Source organism: Streptomyces sp. NPDC002602, assembly GCF_042889445.1.
GTDB lineage: Bacteria > Actinomycetota > Actinomycetes > Streptomycetales > Streptomycetaceae > Streptomyces.
In genome coordinates, this window is the sequence record NZ_JBIAQX010000004.1 from 580,479 (window position 1) to 596,087 (window position 15,609).

General features: G+C 73.7%; 15 protein-coding genes. 6 read left to right on the forward strand and 9 right to left on the reverse strand.

The genetic code is table 11. The features are described from left to right. Positions 1 to 41 precede the first annotated feature (41 nt). A complete protein-coding gene (locus ACFYW3_RS15715; protein WP_351755182.1) occupies positions 42 to 668 on the reverse strand; it encodes a YigZ family protein in 627 nt (208 codons plus the stop codon). 144 nt (positions 669 to 812) lie between these two features. On the opposite strand from ACFYW3_RS15715, the gene ACFYW3_RS15720 reads away from it, so the two are divergent. Further along, positions 813 to 1,217 (forward strand): CoA-binding protein, encoded by a 405-nt coding sequence (locus ACFYW3_RS15720; protein ID WP_351755180.1) that lies wholly within the window; start codon positions 813 to 815, stop codon positions 1,215 to 1,217. 39 nt (positions 1,218 to 1,256) lie between these two features. On the opposite strand, the gene ACFYW3_RS15725 is transcribed toward ACFYW3_RS15720, so the two are convergent. Next, positions 1,257 to 1,835, reverse strand: coding sequence for an XRE family transcriptional regulator (locus tag ACFYW3_RS15725; protein WP_351372718.1), 579 nt, complete (start codon positions 1,833 to 1,835; stop codon positions 1,257 to 1,259). Positions 1,836 to 1,945: 110 nt separating this feature from the next. On the opposite strand from ACFYW3_RS15725, the gene ACFYW3_RS15730 reads away from it, so the two are divergent. Then, positions 1,946 to 2,812: a DMT family transporter gene (locus ACFYW3_RS15730; protein WP_351755177.1), complete on the forward strand. Its 867-nt coding sequence runs from the start codon at positions 1,946 to 1,948 to the stop codon at positions 2,810 to 2,812. A gap of 69 nt (positions 2,813 to 2,881) precedes the next feature. Here the strand turns inward: ACFYW3_RS15730 and ACFYW3_RS15735 are convergent, their stop codons facing one another. Next, on the reverse strand, positions 2,882 to 3,646 hold the full coding sequence (locus tag ACFYW3_RS15735) for a DapH/DapD/GlmU-related protein (RefSeq protein ID WP_267798747.1): 765 nt from the start codon (positions 3,644 to 3,646) through the stop codon (positions 2,882 to 2,884). A 131-nt stretch (positions 3,647 to 3,777) separates the two neighbouring features. On the opposite strand from ACFYW3_RS15735, the gene ACFYW3_RS15740 reads away from it, so the two are divergent. Beyond that, positions 3,778 to 4,323: a gamma carbonic anhydrase family protein gene (locus tag ACFYW3_RS15740; protein ID WP_351755173.1), complete on the forward strand. Its 546-nt coding sequence runs from the start codon at positions 3,778 to 3,780 to the stop codon at positions 4,321 to 4,323. A 62-nt stretch (positions 4,324 to 4,385) separates the two neighbouring features. On the opposite strand, the gene ACFYW3_RS15745 is transcribed toward ACFYW3_RS15740, so the two are convergent. The 3 genes from ACFYW3_RS15745 to ACFYW3_RS15755 all read right to left on the reverse strand — a co-directional run bounded on the left by ACFYW3_RS15745 (position 4,386) and on the right by ACFYW3_RS15755 (position 8,498). Further along, positions 4,386 to 5,126 (reverse strand): DedA family protein, encoded by a 741-nt coding sequence (locus ACFYW3_RS15745; RefSeq protein WP_351755170.1) that lies wholly within the window; start codon positions 5,124 to 5,126, stop codon positions 4,386 to 4,388. 57 nt (positions 5,127 to 5,183) lie between these two features. Then, complete coding sequence (locus tag ACFYW3_RS15750; protein WP_389386544.1) at positions 5,184 to 7,685, reverse strand: glycoside hydrolase family 3 C-terminal domain-containing protein; 2,502 nt, start codon at positions 7,683 to 7,685, stop codon at positions 5,184 to 5,186. A 360-nt stretch (positions 7,686 to 8,045) separates the two neighbouring features. Continuing rightward, entirely contained in the window at positions 8,046 to 8,498 is a 453-nt protein-coding gene (locus ACFYW3_RS15755) for a DUF4442 domain-containing protein (protein ID WP_199826666.1), read from the reverse strand. Between the two features lie 96 nt (positions 8,499 to 8,594). Here ACFYW3_RS15755 and ACFYW3_RS15760 point away from each other — a divergent pair, with 96 nt between their 5' ends. Together ACFYW3_RS15760 and ACFYW3_RS15765 are read left to right on the forward strand one after the other, a co-directional pair. Further along, on the forward strand, positions 8,595 to 9,626 hold the full coding sequence (locus tag ACFYW3_RS15760) for a hypothetical protein (protein WP_351755163.1): 1,032 nt from the start codon (positions 8,595 to 8,597) through the stop codon (positions 9,624 to 9,626). Positions 9,627 to 9,696: 70 nt separating this feature from the next. After that, positions 9,697 to 10,998 (forward strand): MFS transporter, encoded by a 1,302-nt coding sequence (locus ACFYW3_RS15765; protein ID WP_389386545.1) that lies wholly within the window; start codon positions 9,697 to 9,699, stop codon positions 10,996 to 10,998. A 39-nt stretch (positions 10,999 to 11,037) separates the two neighbouring features. Here the strand turns inward: ACFYW3_RS15765 and ACFYW3_RS15770 are convergent, their stop codons facing one another. The 3 genes from ACFYW3_RS15770 to tuf form a co-directional block, all read right to left on the reverse strand. Next, positions 11,038 to 11,829, reverse strand: coding sequence for a spermidine synthase (locus tag ACFYW3_RS15770; protein WP_389386599.1), 792 nt, complete (start codon positions 11,827 to 11,829; stop codon positions 11,038 to 11,040). A gap of 83 nt (positions 11,830 to 11,912) precedes the next feature. Beyond that, positions 11,913 to 12,761, reverse strand: a complete 849-nt coding sequence (locus tag ACFYW3_RS15775; RefSeq protein WP_389386546.1) for a patatin-like phospholipase family protein — start codon at positions 12,759 to 12,761, stop codon at positions 11,913 to 11,915. Positions 12,762 to 13,043: 282 nt separating this feature from the next. Then, complete coding sequence (gene tuf, locus ACFYW3_RS15780; protein ID WP_389386547.1) at positions 13,044 to 14,222, reverse strand: elongation factor Tu; 1,179 nt, start codon at positions 14,220 to 14,222, stop codon at positions 13,044 to 13,046. 623 nt (positions 14,223 to 14,845) lie between these two features. On the opposite strand from tuf, the gene ACFYW3_RS15785 reads away from it, so the two are divergent. After that, positions 14,846 to 15,574: a TVP38/TMEM64 family protein gene (locus ACFYW3_RS15785; protein WP_389386548.1), complete on the forward strand. Its 729-nt coding sequence runs from the start codon at positions 14,846 to 14,848 to the stop codon at positions 15,572 to 15,574. Positions 15,575 to 15,609: the final 35 nt, after the last annotated feature.

Genomic DNA, 15,609 nt, shown 5'->3' on the forward strand with positions numbered 1-15,609 from the left:
GCGCCCTCGAAGGACGTGTTCGGGGTGCCCGCGTCCCGCCGTCAGGGGGCGTACGTCTCCCCGCCGAGGGTGAGGGTGGCGCTGCCCGCGGTGCTGTCGGCGAGCCAGGCCTCGAAGGCGGGCAGGTCGGCCTCGGGGATCGCGACCTCGATCTCCACCGCGGTTCCGTAGCGCAGGTCGACCACGGTGCGGCCGGTGGAGCGCAGGTCGTTCTGGGTCTTGCCGGCGCGCTGGTGGTCGACGGTGACGGTGGCCAGGCGGTAGCGCCGGCGGGTCACGGTACCGAGGGCGTCGAGCGCCTCGCCGACTACTCCGCCGTAGGCGCGGATGAGACCGCCGGCGCCGAGTTTCACGCCGCCGTAGTAGCGGGTGACGACGGCGACCGCGTAGCGGATGTCGCGCCGGGTGAGCATCTGGAGCATGGGGACTCCGGCGGTGCCGCCGGGTTCCCCGTCGTCGCTCGCCTTCTGTACGGAGGCGTCGGCGCCGATCACGTAGGCGTGGCAGTTGTGCGAGGCGGTGGGGTGCTCCTTGCGGACGCGCGCGATGAACGCCTGCGCCTCCTGCTCGGTCGCGGCCGGGGCGAGCGAGCACAGGAACCGCGAGCGGTTGATCTCGGACTCGTGCACGCCCTCGCGGGCCACCGTCACGTACTGGTCTGCCGTCACCGTCCCACCCTAAGCCGTGGCCAAGGGTCTCTCCGGCCGCCCGCCCGGCCCGGGAATCGGACACGCGTCCCGCCGGTTGATCGACGTGCGGGCCGGCATCGGGCCGGGCCGCGCGCAGCACCGGAACAGCAGGAGGCGGCACACGTGTACGGCGACCCCGCGACCATCCGCAAGATCCTCACCGAACTCGGTGACACCTGGGCCGTGGTGGGCCTGTCCAACAACGAGGACCGGGCGGCCCACGGGGTGGCCCGCGTGCTCCAGCGGTACGGCAAGCGCGTGATCCCCGTACATCCCAAGGCGGAGACGGTGCACGGCGAGCAGGGCTACGCCTCGCTCCGCGAGATCCCGTTCAAGGTGGACGTGGTCGACGTCTTCGTGAACAGCGCCCTCGCCGGCGCCGTGGCCGACGAGGCCGTGGCGGTGGGGGCGGAGGCCGTCTGGTTCCAACTGGACGTGATCGACGAGGAGGCCTGTGCCCGGACCCGCGAGGCCGGTCTGGACATGGTCATGGACCGCTGCCCGGCGATCGAGATCCCGGCGCTCTGACCGCCCGACCGGCCGGACGCGCTCACCGCGCGTGAGCCTTCACGGCCCGGTCACCGGCGGGATCGAGACCGCCATGGTCATCTCCATGGGCTCGGTCCCGTCGTTGCGGTAGGTGTGCGGCACGTTCCCCTCGAAGGAGACGGCCCCTCCCGCGGGCACCGTGTACGCCTCCCCGTCGACGAGGAGGGTGAGGGTGCCCGCCGTGACGTGGAGCATCTCCAGGGTGCCCGACGGGTGGGGGTCGGAGTCGGTGCCCTCGCCGGGTTCCAGGAGGTAGGTCCACACCTCCAGCGGCCCGCGTCGGTCGTCGCCGAGCAGCATGGTGGCGCCGCTGCCGCCCTCGGTGGACCACATCCGCACCCCCTGCCCCGGCAGGACCACCTGCACCTGCGGGCTGCGGTCGCGGTCGAGCAGGGTCGTGATGCTGACGCCGAGCGCGTCGGCCAGTTTGACCGTGGTGCCGACGCTGGGGTTCGTCCGGGCCTGCTCGATCTGGATGATCATCCCGCGACTGACCCCGGCCCGGGCCGCCAGCGCCTCCAGGGTGAAGCCCCGCTCACCGCGCCATCGCCTGAGGTTCCGCGCGAGGGCCTGGGTGAGCTCCTCTAGGTCCGACAACGTATCGCCCCCACACTCGTGGTCCAATATTCTGACTGACAGAGTCCAATGGAGTGGACTATGGTGCGCTGTACTCCATCGTTCAATGCACTGTACTGCGAGGTCCTGTCATGACCACCCTGTTCGCCCTGGCCACAGCCGTGCTGTGGGGCCTCGCCGATTTCGGCGGCGGGCTGCTGACCCGCCGCCTGCCGGCGCTCACGGTGGTCGTGGTCTCGCAGCTCGTCGCCGTCGTCGTGCTGGGCGCGGTGGTCCTCGCCACCGGCGCCTGGCACGAGGCCGGGCCCCAGTTGTGGTTCGCCGTCGGCGCCGGCCTGGTCGGCCCCCTGGCGATGCTCGCCTTCTACGAGGCGCTGGCGCTCGGACCGATGGGCGTGGTGTCCCCGCTGGGTTCGCTGGGCGTGATCGTGCCGGTCGGGGCCGGGCTGGCGCTGGGCGAGCGGCCCGGGCTCGGCCAGTTCGCCGGAATAGCCGTGGCCGTCGGGGGCATCGTCCTCGCCGGCGGTCCCGAGCTGCGGGGAGCACCCGTACAGCGCCGGGCCGTCGTGCTCACCCTGGTGGCGGCCTTCGGGTTCGGCGCGGTGATGGCCCTGATCTCGCACGCCTCCACCACCCTCACCGGCCTGTTCCTGGCCCTCTTCGTCCAGCGGGTGACGAACGTGGCCGCCGGCGGAGCGGCCCTGTGGGTCCGGACCCGGCGCGGCGCCCCCGCCCTTCCGGCGGACGGCGGGCGCGCGATCCTGTGGGGACTGCTGCCGGCGCTGGCCTTCGTCGGTCTCGCGGACGTCGCGGCGAACGGCACGTACTCCGTCGCCGCGCAGAGCGGCCCGGTCACCGTGGCCGCCGTGCTTTCCTCGCTCTACCCGGTGATCACCGCGCTGGCCGCCTTCGTGATGCTCAAGGAGCGGCTGCGGACCGTACAGGCGGCGGGCGCCGGACTGGCCCTGGCGGGAACCGTCCTGCTGGCCGCCGGGTAGCGCCGGCCAGGCCGTCTCTTTCGGATCTTGCCGGGCGACGCGGGTCAGGCAAGATCCGAAAGAGACGGCCTAAGCCGGGTCGCCCGCGGTCTCGGACGTGCGCTGCTCCGCCTCCGCCAGTTCGGCCAGTGCCCGCAACTGCCCGGGGGTGACCCCGTCCGCTATCGGCACCGGCGTGGGTGTGCGCAGCGGCGGCTGCCAGCCGGTCTCCGGCTCCCAGCGCCGCACGATCCGCGCCGGCGCCCCCGCCACCACCGCGTGGTCGGGCACCTCACCGCGTACGACGGCCCCCGCGGCCACCACCACGTTGCGGCCCAGCCGGGCGCCGGGAAGGATCACCGCGCCCGTCCCGAGCCAGCAGCCCGGGCCGATCTCCACCGGGGCGCTGCGCGGCCACTGCTTGCCCACGGGTTCGTGCGGGTCGTCGTAGCTGTGGTTGGTGGAGGTGATGTAGACGCCGGGCCCGCAGAAGGTGTCGTCGCCGATGGTGATCCGGGTGTCGGCGATGACGTGGCTGCCCCGGCCGAGGACCACGCCGTTGCCGAGGACGAGCATCGGGTCCGGGCCGAGGTCGAGGTCGGGCATCATCCCGGCGGTCAGGGTGACCTGTTCGGCGATGATGCAGTGGTCTCCGAGCCTGATCCAGGGTTCGCCGAAGATCGTGCCCTGCGGGAAGGCGAGGCGGGTGGCGGGCCCGATGGCGCCGAAGCGCAGCCGTCCGGGGGTCTCGGCGGTGACGGCGCCGGCCCGCTGCATCCAGCGCCAGCCCGCGTGGACGGCGCGGTTGACCACCCGACGCCGCAGGGAGGAGAACGTGTTCTGGTTCTTCGGCACCCGGTCACCGTAGCCTGCCGGCCGCCGGTAGCGCGCCGTGATCTTCACCCCATCCCCGGGCCCGCGCGGGAGGTGGCCTACCGTGCTGTCAGCGCGGCAGACAGCGGACCACGGAACAGAGGGAAGAGAACATGACGCAGCAGGCGGCCCGGGCACTCGTCGCGGGTGTGGGCGGACGGCAGCCGGTCATCGATCCCAGCGCCTTCACGGCGCCCACCTCGGCGGTGATCGGCGACGTCACCCTCGCCGCCGGCGCGAGCGTCTGGTACTCGGCGGTGCTGCGCGCGGACTGCGGCCCGATCGCGCTCGGCGCCGACAGCAACGTGCAGGACAACTGCACGATCCACGTGGATCCCGGCTTCCCGGTCTCCATCGGCGCGCGCGTCTCCATCGGCCACAACGCGGTGGTGCACGGCTGCACCGTCGAGGACGACTGCCTCATCGGCATGGGCGCCACCGTGCTGAACGGCGCGGTGATCGGCGCCGGTTCGCTGGTGGCCGCGCAGGCACTGGTCCCGCAGGGAATGGTGGTCCCGCCGGGTTCGCTGGTCGCGGGCGTGCCGGCCAAGGTGCGGCGCGAGCTGACCGAGGAGGAGCGCGAGGGGATCAAGGTCAACGCGCTGATGTACACGGAGCTCGCCAAGCAGCACCGCGCCTCGGTGACCCCCGACGCCTGACGCGGTTCCACCGGCCCGCCGCCCGTCGGCGGGCCGGTGGACGCGGGCCGGCGGCCGGGGCCTCAGTCCGAGGCCCTCGCCGAGGTCGGCGCCGACGAGGTGGAGGAGGTAGAGGACGCCGGCGATTCGGCGGGCTCGGAGGACCGGGCCGCGGGCGTCCGCCCGGCGGGTACGGCCGACTCGGTCTCCCGCATCTGCGCCGCCGCCTTCTTCATCCGGCCGCGCACCACCAGCGTCACCGTCAGCCCGAAGAGCAGGGCGACCGCCAGGGCCAGCCAGGAGAACCGCTTCAGCCACGGCTCGGCGACGATCCCGACGGAGTAGATGACGGCGGTGGTGCCGCCGGCCCAGAGGATGCCGCCCAGGATGTTCGCGACGAGGAAGCGCCAGTACGGCATGCGCAGCACGCCCGCCAGCGGTCCGGCGAAGATCCGCAGCAGCGCCACGAACCGGCCGAAGAAGACGGCCCACATGCCCCACTTGTCGAAGGACCGTTCCGCCAGCGCCACGTGCTCCGGCCCGAAGTGCTTCGGGAAGCGCCGGCCGAGCTTGTCCAGCAGCGGCTTCCCGCCGCGCCGGCCGATGGCGTACCCGATGGAGTCGCCCACGATGGCCCCGGTGATCGCGCAGAGACCGAGCACCACCGGGTTGATGTCGCCGTGCTGCGAGGCCAACAGGGCCGAACTGACCAGGATGATCTCCCCGGGCAGCGGGATGCCCAGGCTCTCCAGTCCGATGACCAGCCCCACCAGGAGATAGACGCTGACCGCCGGAATCGTCTCCAGCCATTCCTGGATGTGCACCGGTACGTCCTCCAGATCATCTTCGGCGCGCCCCCTGTGACACGCCGAACGGGCAGCCTATCGGCTCGCCACGACGGCCCTCCCCCTCAGTGGCAGTTCACGCGAGGAACGGCCCGCGAACACCTCCCGCGGTCCTGAACCCACCACCCAGGTGTGCTGGTCCGGGTCCCACGACGACAGCGTCCGGGCGTCGATGTCGAGGGTGACCCGCTGCGCCTGCCCCGGGGCCAGGGTCAGCCGTCGGTACCCGGCCAGCACGCGCACCGGCTGGTCCAGTCGCAGCGAGCCGGCCGGTCCCAGGTACACCTGCGCCACTTCCACGCCCTTGCGGTGTCCGGTGTTGCGGACCGTGAACTCCACGCGCAGCCCGCCGTGCTCCGCCCGCACGACGAGCTTCTCGTACGCCCACGTCGTGTACGAGAGCCCGTGTCCGAAGGGGAACAGCGGCTCCACCTTCTGCGCGTCGTACCAGCGGTGGCCCACGTGCACGCCCTCGGTGTACTCCTGCCGGCCGCCGACGCCCGGGTAGCGCCCCGGGTCCCCGCCGACCGGTGTCGCCCGCTCGTCGGCCGGGAAGGTCTGCGTCAGTCGGCCGCCCGGGTCGACGTCCCCGAAGAGCAGGTCGGCGGTCGCGCCCGCCCCCTCCTGCCCCGGGTAGTACATCTGGAGGACCGCCCCGGTCCGCGCGAGCCAGGGCATGGTGGTGCCGGAGGAGGTGTTGAGGACCACGGTGGTCCGCGGGTTGACCGCGGTGACGGCCTCGATCAGAGCGGCCTGTCCGCCCGGCAGCGCGAGCGAGGTGCGGTCGCGGCCCTCGGTGGCGTCCTCGTACGCGAACAGCACCACGCTGTGGGCCTCTTCGGCGGCCTTGACGGCCTCGGCGACGTCGGCGGCCCGGCCGGCGCGGGTGGTGTGCCGCAGCCGCAGGCGCAGGCCCTTGTCCCCGCCGTCCGCGGTGACCGCGAGGCGGTGCACGCCGGCCTCGAGGGTGCGGGTGTGGCGCCGGACGGTCAGTCCGTCGGGGGAGGCGCCGAGCAGCCCGCCCGCGAAGTACTCGGCGACGCCCTGGCGTACGGGGAACAGGTCCTCCCCGTCGAGGCGTACCACCGGCCGCTTCCCGGCGTAGTGGACGATCAGCGTCCACTCGTCGGCCGCGGCCAGGGTGAACGTCCCCTCGTGGCTCCAGCGGCGGCCGGCGTCCACGCGTCGGTCGTCCAGATCGACGGGCGGCGTCAGCAGGGTGGGCGGGAGCGCCCGGCCGTACACGTCCTCGCCGAGCGCGTGACGGACGCTCGCCCCGTTCCCGGCGCGTCGCTTGATGGCGGTGAGCGGGGCCTCGGCGGCGTCGGGGACCACGTGGGCGCTGCCGCCGCCGCCGACGAAGGGCACCTGACCGGTCGGGCCGATGACGGCGATCGAGCGGGCCGCCGCACCGGACAGCGGCAGGGTGCCGTGTTCGTTGCGCAGCAGCACCGCCCCGGCGGTGGCCACCTTGCGGGCGAACCGGGCCCCGGCGGAGGCGTCGCGGGCGGGTCGGGCGGGGGGATGTTCGGCGAGCAGTCCGAAGCGGTCCATGGTGGTCAGGATCCGGCGTACGGCGAGGTCCACGGTGTCCTGTGACACCGAGCCGCCGCGCACCGCCTCGCGCAGCGGGGCGCCGTAGTGGGTGCCGCCGGGCATCTCCATGTCGAGGCCGGCGTTGGCGGAACCGACGGTGCCGTGGGTGGCGCCCCAGTCGGAGACCACCCAGCCGTCGAATCCCCAGCGGCCGCGCAGCAGTTCGTCCAGGAGCGCCTTGTTCTCGCAGGCGTAGGTCCCGTTGACCTTGTTGTACGCGCCCATCACCGCGCCGACGCCGGCGGCGACCGCGGCCTCGAATCCCCTCAGTTCGGTCTCGTGGAGGGTCTGTTCGGAGGCGACGACGTCGATGGTGTCGCGACCGCGTTCCTGGTTGTTGAGGGCGAAGTGCTTGACGGTGGCGATCATTCCCTCGTCCTGGATCCCCCGTACGAGTTCGGCGACCAGGTCGGCCGTGAGCCTCGGGTCTTCCGCGAGGGTCTCGAAGTTGCGCCCGGCGAAGGGGGTGCGGATCAGGTTGACCATGGGCGCGAGCAACACGTCCTGACCCAGTGCGCGGCCCTCGCGGCCGAGAACCCGTCCGTACTCCCGGGCGAGCGCCGGGTCGAAGGCGGAGGCCAACAGCACGGGCGCGGGCAGGGCGGTGGCGCGGGCGGCGACGCGAACGCCGGCGGGTCCGTCGGCGAGCCGCAGGGCCGGAACTCCGAGCCGGGGGACGCCGGGCACGTGGCCGGCCTGGCCGAGCGGGGCGGGGTCCGGCGCCCCGTGCAGCAGGGCGGTCTTCTCGTCGAGGGTGAGCCGGCCGAGCAGGGCGTCGATCCGGGCCGTGCCGGCCGGCTGCCCCGCGGGTCCCGCCGCCGGGGACGCCTTGCGGGGCGCGGCCCGGGGCGGTACCGCGGCCACGCAACCGGCGGTGGCGAGCGTGGCGCCCAGCGCGCCGAGCAGGCGCACCGCGGAACGTCTGGACACGGCCTCGCTCATGGGCGCTCCCTGCGGCGTCGGCATCGGCGGGAGCTGCCCGCGCCGGACCGCTCCCGCGCCCACTGTGCGCCGGGGCGCCTTCGCCCTCGTCCCGGACGCGCCACCGCGACGCCGAGGTTCAGCCCTGCGGCGGTCGACGGCAGCCCCTCGGGTTCCCGCCTCGGCTCGTCCTGGCCGTGGACCAGGGCCTCGGTGCGGTGTCCGCGCGCGGGGCTCTTCGCGCGCGGTCCGAGGCCGGGCGCGCAGCCGGCGCGCACGCGTGGGGGGCCGTACCCCTCGGGTACGGCCCCCCACTCCCCAGGTGCTCCCCGGACCTCCCCCCGGGGGCCCGGGGAGCACCCTCCACAGGAGGTCGGAACGCTACGCGTTGGGGCGCAGCGTCCAGACGACGGTCATCTCACCCGTCACGGCCTCGTCCTCGCGCTGGATGGCGATGGTGACGGGGAACTCGGGGCGACCGCCGGCGTCCAGCTCGGCGATGACCTCGGCGGCCGGGCGGCCGAGCGTGGCGGTGGCGGTGACGACGCCCTTGGCGAGCTTCTTGTAGCCGATCTCCGCCTTGACGGCGAGCGGTACGGCCCGCGAGAGCTGGTCGCTGAAGGCGGCCAGGACGATCGCGCCGCTCGCGGACTCGGCCAGTGTGAACATGGCGCCGGCGTGCGGGCCGCCCACGTGGTTGTGGTAGTCGGGCTGGTCCGGCAGGCGGACGACCGCGCGCTCCGGGGTGGTCTCCAGGAACTGGAGGTTCAGGGTGCGGGCCATCGGTACCGTCGCGGCGAGCAGTTCGCCCACGTTCATCTGTTCTGCGCTCATGGAACGCGATGTTACCCACGAGTAGATGCGGTTGGCCAGACCTCCCCCGGGGGCGGCCGTGGCTCCCGACACCCGCTCCCACTATCGTTACCGGCCATGTGGCCAGGACAGCAGCAGCCGCCCGGGGGAGAGAACAGCCCCCAGGACGCGCGACAGAACCCGTACCAGCAGCAGCCGGGAACGCCGAACCCGTACCAGCAGCAGCCGCCGCAGCAGGGGTTCGGCGAGCAGCAGCCGCCCGGCTACGGCTATCCCCAGGCGGGCTACCAGACGCCCCCTCCCGTACAGCCGTGGGGACAGCAGCCCCCGCAGGCACCCCAGGGCGGCGGAACCCGCTTCTCCACGAAGACCGTGGCCATCGTCGCGGCCGCGGCGGTGGTCGTGACGGCCGCCGTCACCGGCACCTTCGTCCTCACCCGGGACAAGAAGAGCGACCAGGCCGACGACAAGCCCGTCGTCGCCGCCTCCTCCCCGGCCGCGACCTCGGCCGCACCGGCCACCCCCACCGGGAACCCGCGCGCCGGTGGTGACCTGAAGCCGGTGATCCCCGGTTGGAAGGTCGTCGTCAACCCGAAGCACGGCACCGCCTTCGACGTCCCGCCGGACTGGGAGGTGCTGAGCTCCGGCATGTCGATCGGCTTCGAGGACGAGGCCAAGGGCGACGGCTCGCCGATCGTCATGATGTCCGCGCCGGCGTACCTCAAGCGGGACTGGTGCAAGGTCGACTCCGACAAGAACGGCAGCGAGGAGACCACGTCGCTCGGCGGCACCGGCACCAAGGGCGGCCAGGGAGCGAAGGACACCGCCGAGGCGGCGAGCACCGAGGCCGGCAACTGGGCCTTCGCCGGATACGCGCAGAAGGGGCCCAAGGGCACCACCAAGGTCACGGAGCCCAAGGAGTACACCACCTCCTCCGGCCTCAAGGGGCACATGGCGACCGCCTCGGTGACCGGCCTGCCGAAGGAGAACAAGTGCTCCTCGGACGGCAAGAGCATCGCCTTCAGCTTCAAGAACGCCAAGAACGACTTCGCGACCTGGGTCCTCTACAGCGCGGCCGGGGTTCCCGGCGAGGTCGGCCAGGAGACGTACGAGAAGATCCTCAGCTCCGTCCGCCTCAACGCGAGCTGATCTTCGCAGCCCCACCCCCGGGACCGGAATTCCGTTTGGAATCCCGGTCCCGGACAGGGATAGTCCGTGGGTGAGCACTCCCCCCGCCGATCCCGCCCCGCCGTCCGCACGCCGCCGCCCCGAATGGGCGGGCCGCAACTACAGCCTCCTGACGGCCGCGGCGGTCGTCACGAACCTCGGCAGCCACGGAGCCCTCATCGCGGCCTCGTTCGCGGTCATACAGACCGGCGGGTCCCCGGGGGACGTCGGCCTCGTCGCGGCGGCGCGCACCCTGCCGCTCGTCCTGTTCCTGCTCATCGGCGGAGCGATCGCCGACCGGCTGCCCCGCCACCGGGTGATGGTCGGGGCGAACGCCCTGAACTGCGTGTCCCAGGCCGCGTTCGCCGTGATCGTCCTCACCGGGCACCCGCAGTTGTGGCAGATGATGCTGCTCACCGCGCTCTGCGGGACGGGTACCGCGTTCTTCAATCCGGCCGCCGAGGGCATGCTGCTCTCCACCGTGTCCGGCCCGCACGCCAACCGCGCCTTCGCGCTCTTCCGCATGGCCATGAACGGCGCCGGCATCGGCGGCGCGGCCCTCGGCGGCGCCCTGATCGCCGCGATGGGCCCGGGCTGGGTGCTCGCCGTCGACGCGGCGGCGTTCGCCGTCGCCGGCGCCCTGCGCGCCTTCCTCGACGTCGGTCACATCCCCGACCGGGTCCCCGGCGGCGGGCTGCTGTCCGAGCTGCGCGAGGGCTGGGTGGAGTTCAAGACCCGCCCGTGGCTGTGGAGCATCGTGCTCCAGTTCTCCGTGGTCGTCGCCGTCGTCGGCGCCGCCGAGGCCGTGTACGGGCCGTTGGTCGCGCGGGACCGACTCGGCGGGGCGGCCCCCTGGGGCCTGGCCCTGGCCTTCTTCGGCGTGGGCACCATCGCCGGCGCCTTCCTCATGATGGCGTGGAAGCCCCAACGGTTGCTGCTGGTCGGCACCCTGTGCGTGTTCCCGCTGGCGCTGCCCTCCGCCGGACTGGCGGTCCCGCTTCCCGTGTGGGCCCTGTGCCTCGTGATGCTCGTGAGCGGCCTGGCGATCGAGGTGTTCGGCGTCAACTGGATGACGACCATGCACCAGGAGATCCCGGAGGAGAAGTTCTCCCGGGTGTCCGCCTACGACTGGTTCGGCTCGGTGTCGATGCTGCCGCTCGCCACCGCCCTGGCCGGCCCCGTCGAATCGGCCGTCGGCCGCACCTCCGCCCTGTGGGGGTGCGCGGCCCTCGTGATCCTGGGCACCGGACTGGTCCTGCTCGTCCCGGACGTCCGCCGGATGACCCGCAAGTCCACGAAGGAAGCCCCCGACCTCCACGCGGAGCCCACGCCGGCCGCCGTCTCCCGAGCCTGACCGGCCCCGGGCGGGTCGCCGGCTCCGCCCGGGGTCTCCTCAGTCGACGCTGAACGCGCCCGTCGGCGGCTCCGGCGAGTCGACCGCCTGCGCGTCCCCCACCGGCAGCGCCCCCCGCATGAAGCGGGCCAACGCCTCCCCGTCCTCCACCCGCGCCGCGAACGCGTCGGCCGCGCAGCGCCGGGCCAGCGCCGCCACCGGGATCTCCCGGTCCGACGCCACGAGCACCGCGTTCCCGAAGCGCCGTCCCCGCAGCACGCCCGGCTCCGCGATCAGCGCCAGTTCCCCGAACACCGCCCCGAAGTTCGCCAACTGCGCCCGCAGGAACCCGAAGGGCGCCCCGTCGGCCAGGTTCGCCGCGTACAGCCCGCCGGGCCTGAGCACCCGGGCCGCCTCCCGCGCGTACTCCACCGAGGTCAGCTGAGCCGGCACCCGCGAGCCGCCGAACACGTCCGCTACCAGGACGTCCACGCTCGCGGCGGGGGCACCGCCCAACCAGGCCCGGGCGTCGGCCGCGTGCACCGTGACTCCGGCGCCGTCCGCCAGCGGCAGGTGCCGCGCCACCATGTCCACCAGCTCGGCGTCGAACTCCACCACCTGTTGCCGGGACCCCGGCCGGGTCGCGGCAACGTAGCGCGGCAGGGTCAGCGCGCCCCCGCCCAGGTGCAGCAGGTCGAGCGGGGCCCCGGGCCCGGCCGCGCAGTCGAGTACGTGGGCGAGCCGGCGCACGTACTCGAACTCCAGGTGCTCCGGCGCGTCCAGGTCCACGTACGACTGCGGTGCCCCGTTGACGGTCAGCAACCAGGCCCGTTCCCGGTCCACGTCCGGCATCAGCTTGGCGGTGCCCTGGCCCACGTCCCGGATCACCGGGATCTGTTCGTCGTCCACCCCACCATTGTCGGGCCGCCGCGCCGTCAGGTCGCCCAGACGGCCGTCGCCTCGGCCACGTGATCGGCCGCCTGTACCAGCCCCGCCCGCGCCGCCGGGTCCCGCCGGGCGGGGTCCAGGACGTTGCGCCCGAAGGCCTTGCGCGCCGCCTGCGACGGGGTGATCAGCAGCACCCGGGCCCCGGCCGCCCGCAACCGGGCCGCCTGCGCGGCGGGCGAGGGGATCATGCCGGTGCCCAGGCTCATGGGCGCGAGGATCACCACCCGCTCGTACCCCGCCGCCAGATCGGCGTTGGTGGCGGAGCGGACACCCCCGTCCATGAACCGGCGCCCGCCCACGGTCACCGGCGGCCACACCCCCGGCACGGCGCAACTCGCCGAGACGGCGTCCAGCAGCCCGGCCCCGCCCGCGCGGTCGAAGGCGGTCAGTTCCCCGCTCAAGGTGTCCACGGCGGTGACCACGAACCGCCGCTCGGGCCACTCCTGCGACACGAGCCGGGCCTTGAGGACCTCGCGGCGCTCCGACTCCGACGCCGTCCCGGCGGCGGCCAGGGCGTAGGCGCCGACCCGCCTGCGGTAGCCGGCGGCGTCCCGCGAGCGGGCCATCGCGACGGCGTACCGCGCCACGAGCCCCGCGCCGAGCCGCGCCACCGTCTCGCCCGAGGCGTCGCCCAGCTGACGTTCGTACAGCTCCCGGGGGGTCAGCAGCCCGGAGGTGAGCTGCGCGCCCACCACCGAGCCGGCCGAGGTGCCGACGACGAGCTCGGCGCTGCCCAGGTCGATGCCGGCGCGGGCGAGCCCGTACAGGATCCCGCTCTCCCAGCCGATCCCGGTGAGCCCCCCGCCGCCCAGCACCAGTGCCGTCTCGCCGCTCATCGCAGCCCGCCCCTCGGTCGTGTCCCGTGATGTCGTCTCCCGTGATGACGGCAGTCTGGCCGAAGCCGACCGCCGCCACCACGGCGGGCCCCGATCCGGGCGACACCGACGATCGGCCAAGGGCTGCCCCTCAATCCCTGGCGGGCGCACGACGCCGGCCACGGCACCTCGCCGCGTTGTCGGAACGCCCGAATACGCCCGGTATGAGGACGTCCTTCCGCCTTGCGACGCACCGCGTCCGACGCCGTGCGCCGATCCACCGGGGAGATTGCTGGACAGCCCTTAGAGGACGGCGGTCACCGTCCCGGCGCCGACCGTGCGCCCGCCCTCACGGATCGCGAAGCCGAGGCCGGGCTCCAGCGGCACGTCCCGCCCCAGCTCCACGGTCATGGTGACCGTCTCCCCCGGTCGGACCACGGCCTCCTCGCCCAGGTCCACGTCCCCGACCACATCGGCGGTGCGGATGTAGAACTGCGGCCGGTACCCGGTCGCGATCGCCGTCGTGCGGCCGCCCTCCCGCGCGGAGAGCACGTACACCCGCGCGGTGAAGCGGCGGCTCGGCTCCACGCTCCCGGGCGCCGCGACCACGTGTCCGCGCCGGACCCCGTCGCGCGGCACCCCGCGCAGCAGGAGCGCGACGTTGTCGCCGGCCTCGGCGGACTCCATCGGCCGGCCGAAGGTCTCCAGCCCGGTGACCACCGTCTCGACCGGCCCACCGTCCCCGCCGAGCACGCTCACCCGCTCGCCGAGCCGGATCGAGCCCCGCTCGACGGCGCCGGTCACGACGGTCCCGCGCCCGGTGATGGTCAGCACGTTCTCCACCGGCAGCAGGAACGGGGCGTCCGTGTAGCGCACCGGCATCGGCACGTACGTGTCCACCGCGTCCAGCAGCGCCTCGATGGCCCCGGTCCAGCGCGGGTCCCCCTCCAGCGCCCCGAGCCCGGAGACCCGGACGACCGGGGCGGTGTCGCCGCCGTAGCCGTGCGCGGTGAGCAGCTCGCGGACCTCCAGCTCCACCAGGTCGGTGAGCTCGCAGTCCCCGGCGTCGGCCTTGTTGAGGGCCACCACGATGTGGTTCACGCCCACTTGGCGGGCCAGCAGCACGTGCTCGGCGGTCTGTGGCATGACGCCGTCGAGCGCGGACACGACGAGGATCGCCCCGTCGAGCTGGGCCGCGCCCGTGACCATGTTCTTCACGTAATCGGCGTGACCGGGCATGTCGACGTGGGCGTAGTGCCGGGTGTCGGTCTCGTACTCGACGTGCGTGAGGTTGATGGTGATCCCGCGCCGGGCCTCCTCGGGGGCCCGGTCGATGCGGTCGAACGGGACGTAGGAGGCGCCGCCGCGCTCGGCGAGGACCTTGGTGATGGCGGCGGTGAGGGTCGTCTTCCCGTGGTCGACGTGTCCCATGGTGCCGATGTTGAGGTGCGGCTTGGTGCGCACGAAGGCCGTCTTGGCCATGATGTCTTCCCGTGTGTTCCGAAGCTGGAGCGGGACCCCTGGAGCGAGCCGACCCTCCCCCTGCGGGGTCCGCCGGACGTTCCGGGAAGGGTCAGCTTCGTGCGCCGTCGAACGCGACGAGGGCGAGATCCTCCACGGGGAAGGCAGCCTTCGGCGCGTCCGCGACTGCGGACGGCGCTGCGGGGAAGGCGTGCCTGGACATGTCGCCGATCCTGCCGTGCGATCGGGCCGGCGTCGAACCAATTTCCGCGCGGTCGGGGGTTCTTGCCGCCTCGGCCGGTTCACCGACCACTCAGGGCGCTCACTGTCCGCGAGGGGCCGGCGCCCCGGCGGCGCGGAGGGGCGGCCGGTCCCGCGGGAAGGGGCGGCCGGTCCCGGTGGGTCTCGCAGTGTCCTTGGTCACTGCTCGGGCCGGTGCGCGGCGTCGGGTGCGCGGATCCGCGCGGACGGGCTCGCCGTCCTCGGCGCGGGCCCGTCGCACGACCGACCTGCTCGGCGTCCCCGACACAACCCGCCGGATGACGCGGACCGCTCCGCGGGGGACGATCCGAGGTCGCCGATCGTTCGACCGCATGAGGTCCGGATTACGGCGCGACGCCGCATGTGTCGGTTAGTCTCCCGGGATGTCCCTCCTCCTCGCGCCGTGGACCCGGCTGTCCGTGCTCGTTCTGCTGCTCGTGGCGGCGGGCGTGTGCGTGCTGCTGTACGAGCCCCAGCGCCTCCTCTCGGAGGGGTGGCCCCCGGCGCTCCCGGTGGGTGTGGCGGTATCGCTGTTCGCGGCGGTGTACGGGCTGTGCACGGCCGCGTTCGTGCCGCGCCCGCTGCTGAACCTCGCCGCAGGGGCGGTCTTCGGAACCGCGTTCGGCCTGGTTGCGGCGGTGGGTGGCACGGTGCTGGGGGCCGGCGTCGCCTTCGGCCTGGGGCGGGTGATGGGGCAGGGGGCTTTGCGTCCGCTGTTGCGCGGCCGCTGGTTGCAGGCGGCCGACGGACAGTTGAGCCGGCACGGGTTCCGTTCCATGCTGGCGATCCGGATCTTCCCCGGGGTGCCCTTCGCCGCGGCCAACTACTGCGCCGCGGTCTCCCGTTGCGGCTGGCTGCCGTTCCTGGCGGCGACGGCCCTCGGCACGGTCCCGAACACCGCCGCGTACGTGATCGCGGGGGCCAGCGCCTCGTCCCCGGGTTCGCCCGCGTTCCTCGCGTCGTTCGGCTTCATCGCGGTCTCCGGGGTCGTCGCGGCGGCCGTCGCCTGGCGCAAGCGGCACCGCCTGGCACCCCCCGTCGTACAGACCCCGACGCACGAGCCGGCGCCCCACCACCCCCCTGTGGTCAGCGGCGCCCCCCACGGGCTCTAGCATCGGACCCGAACTGTCCGACGATCACAAGGACG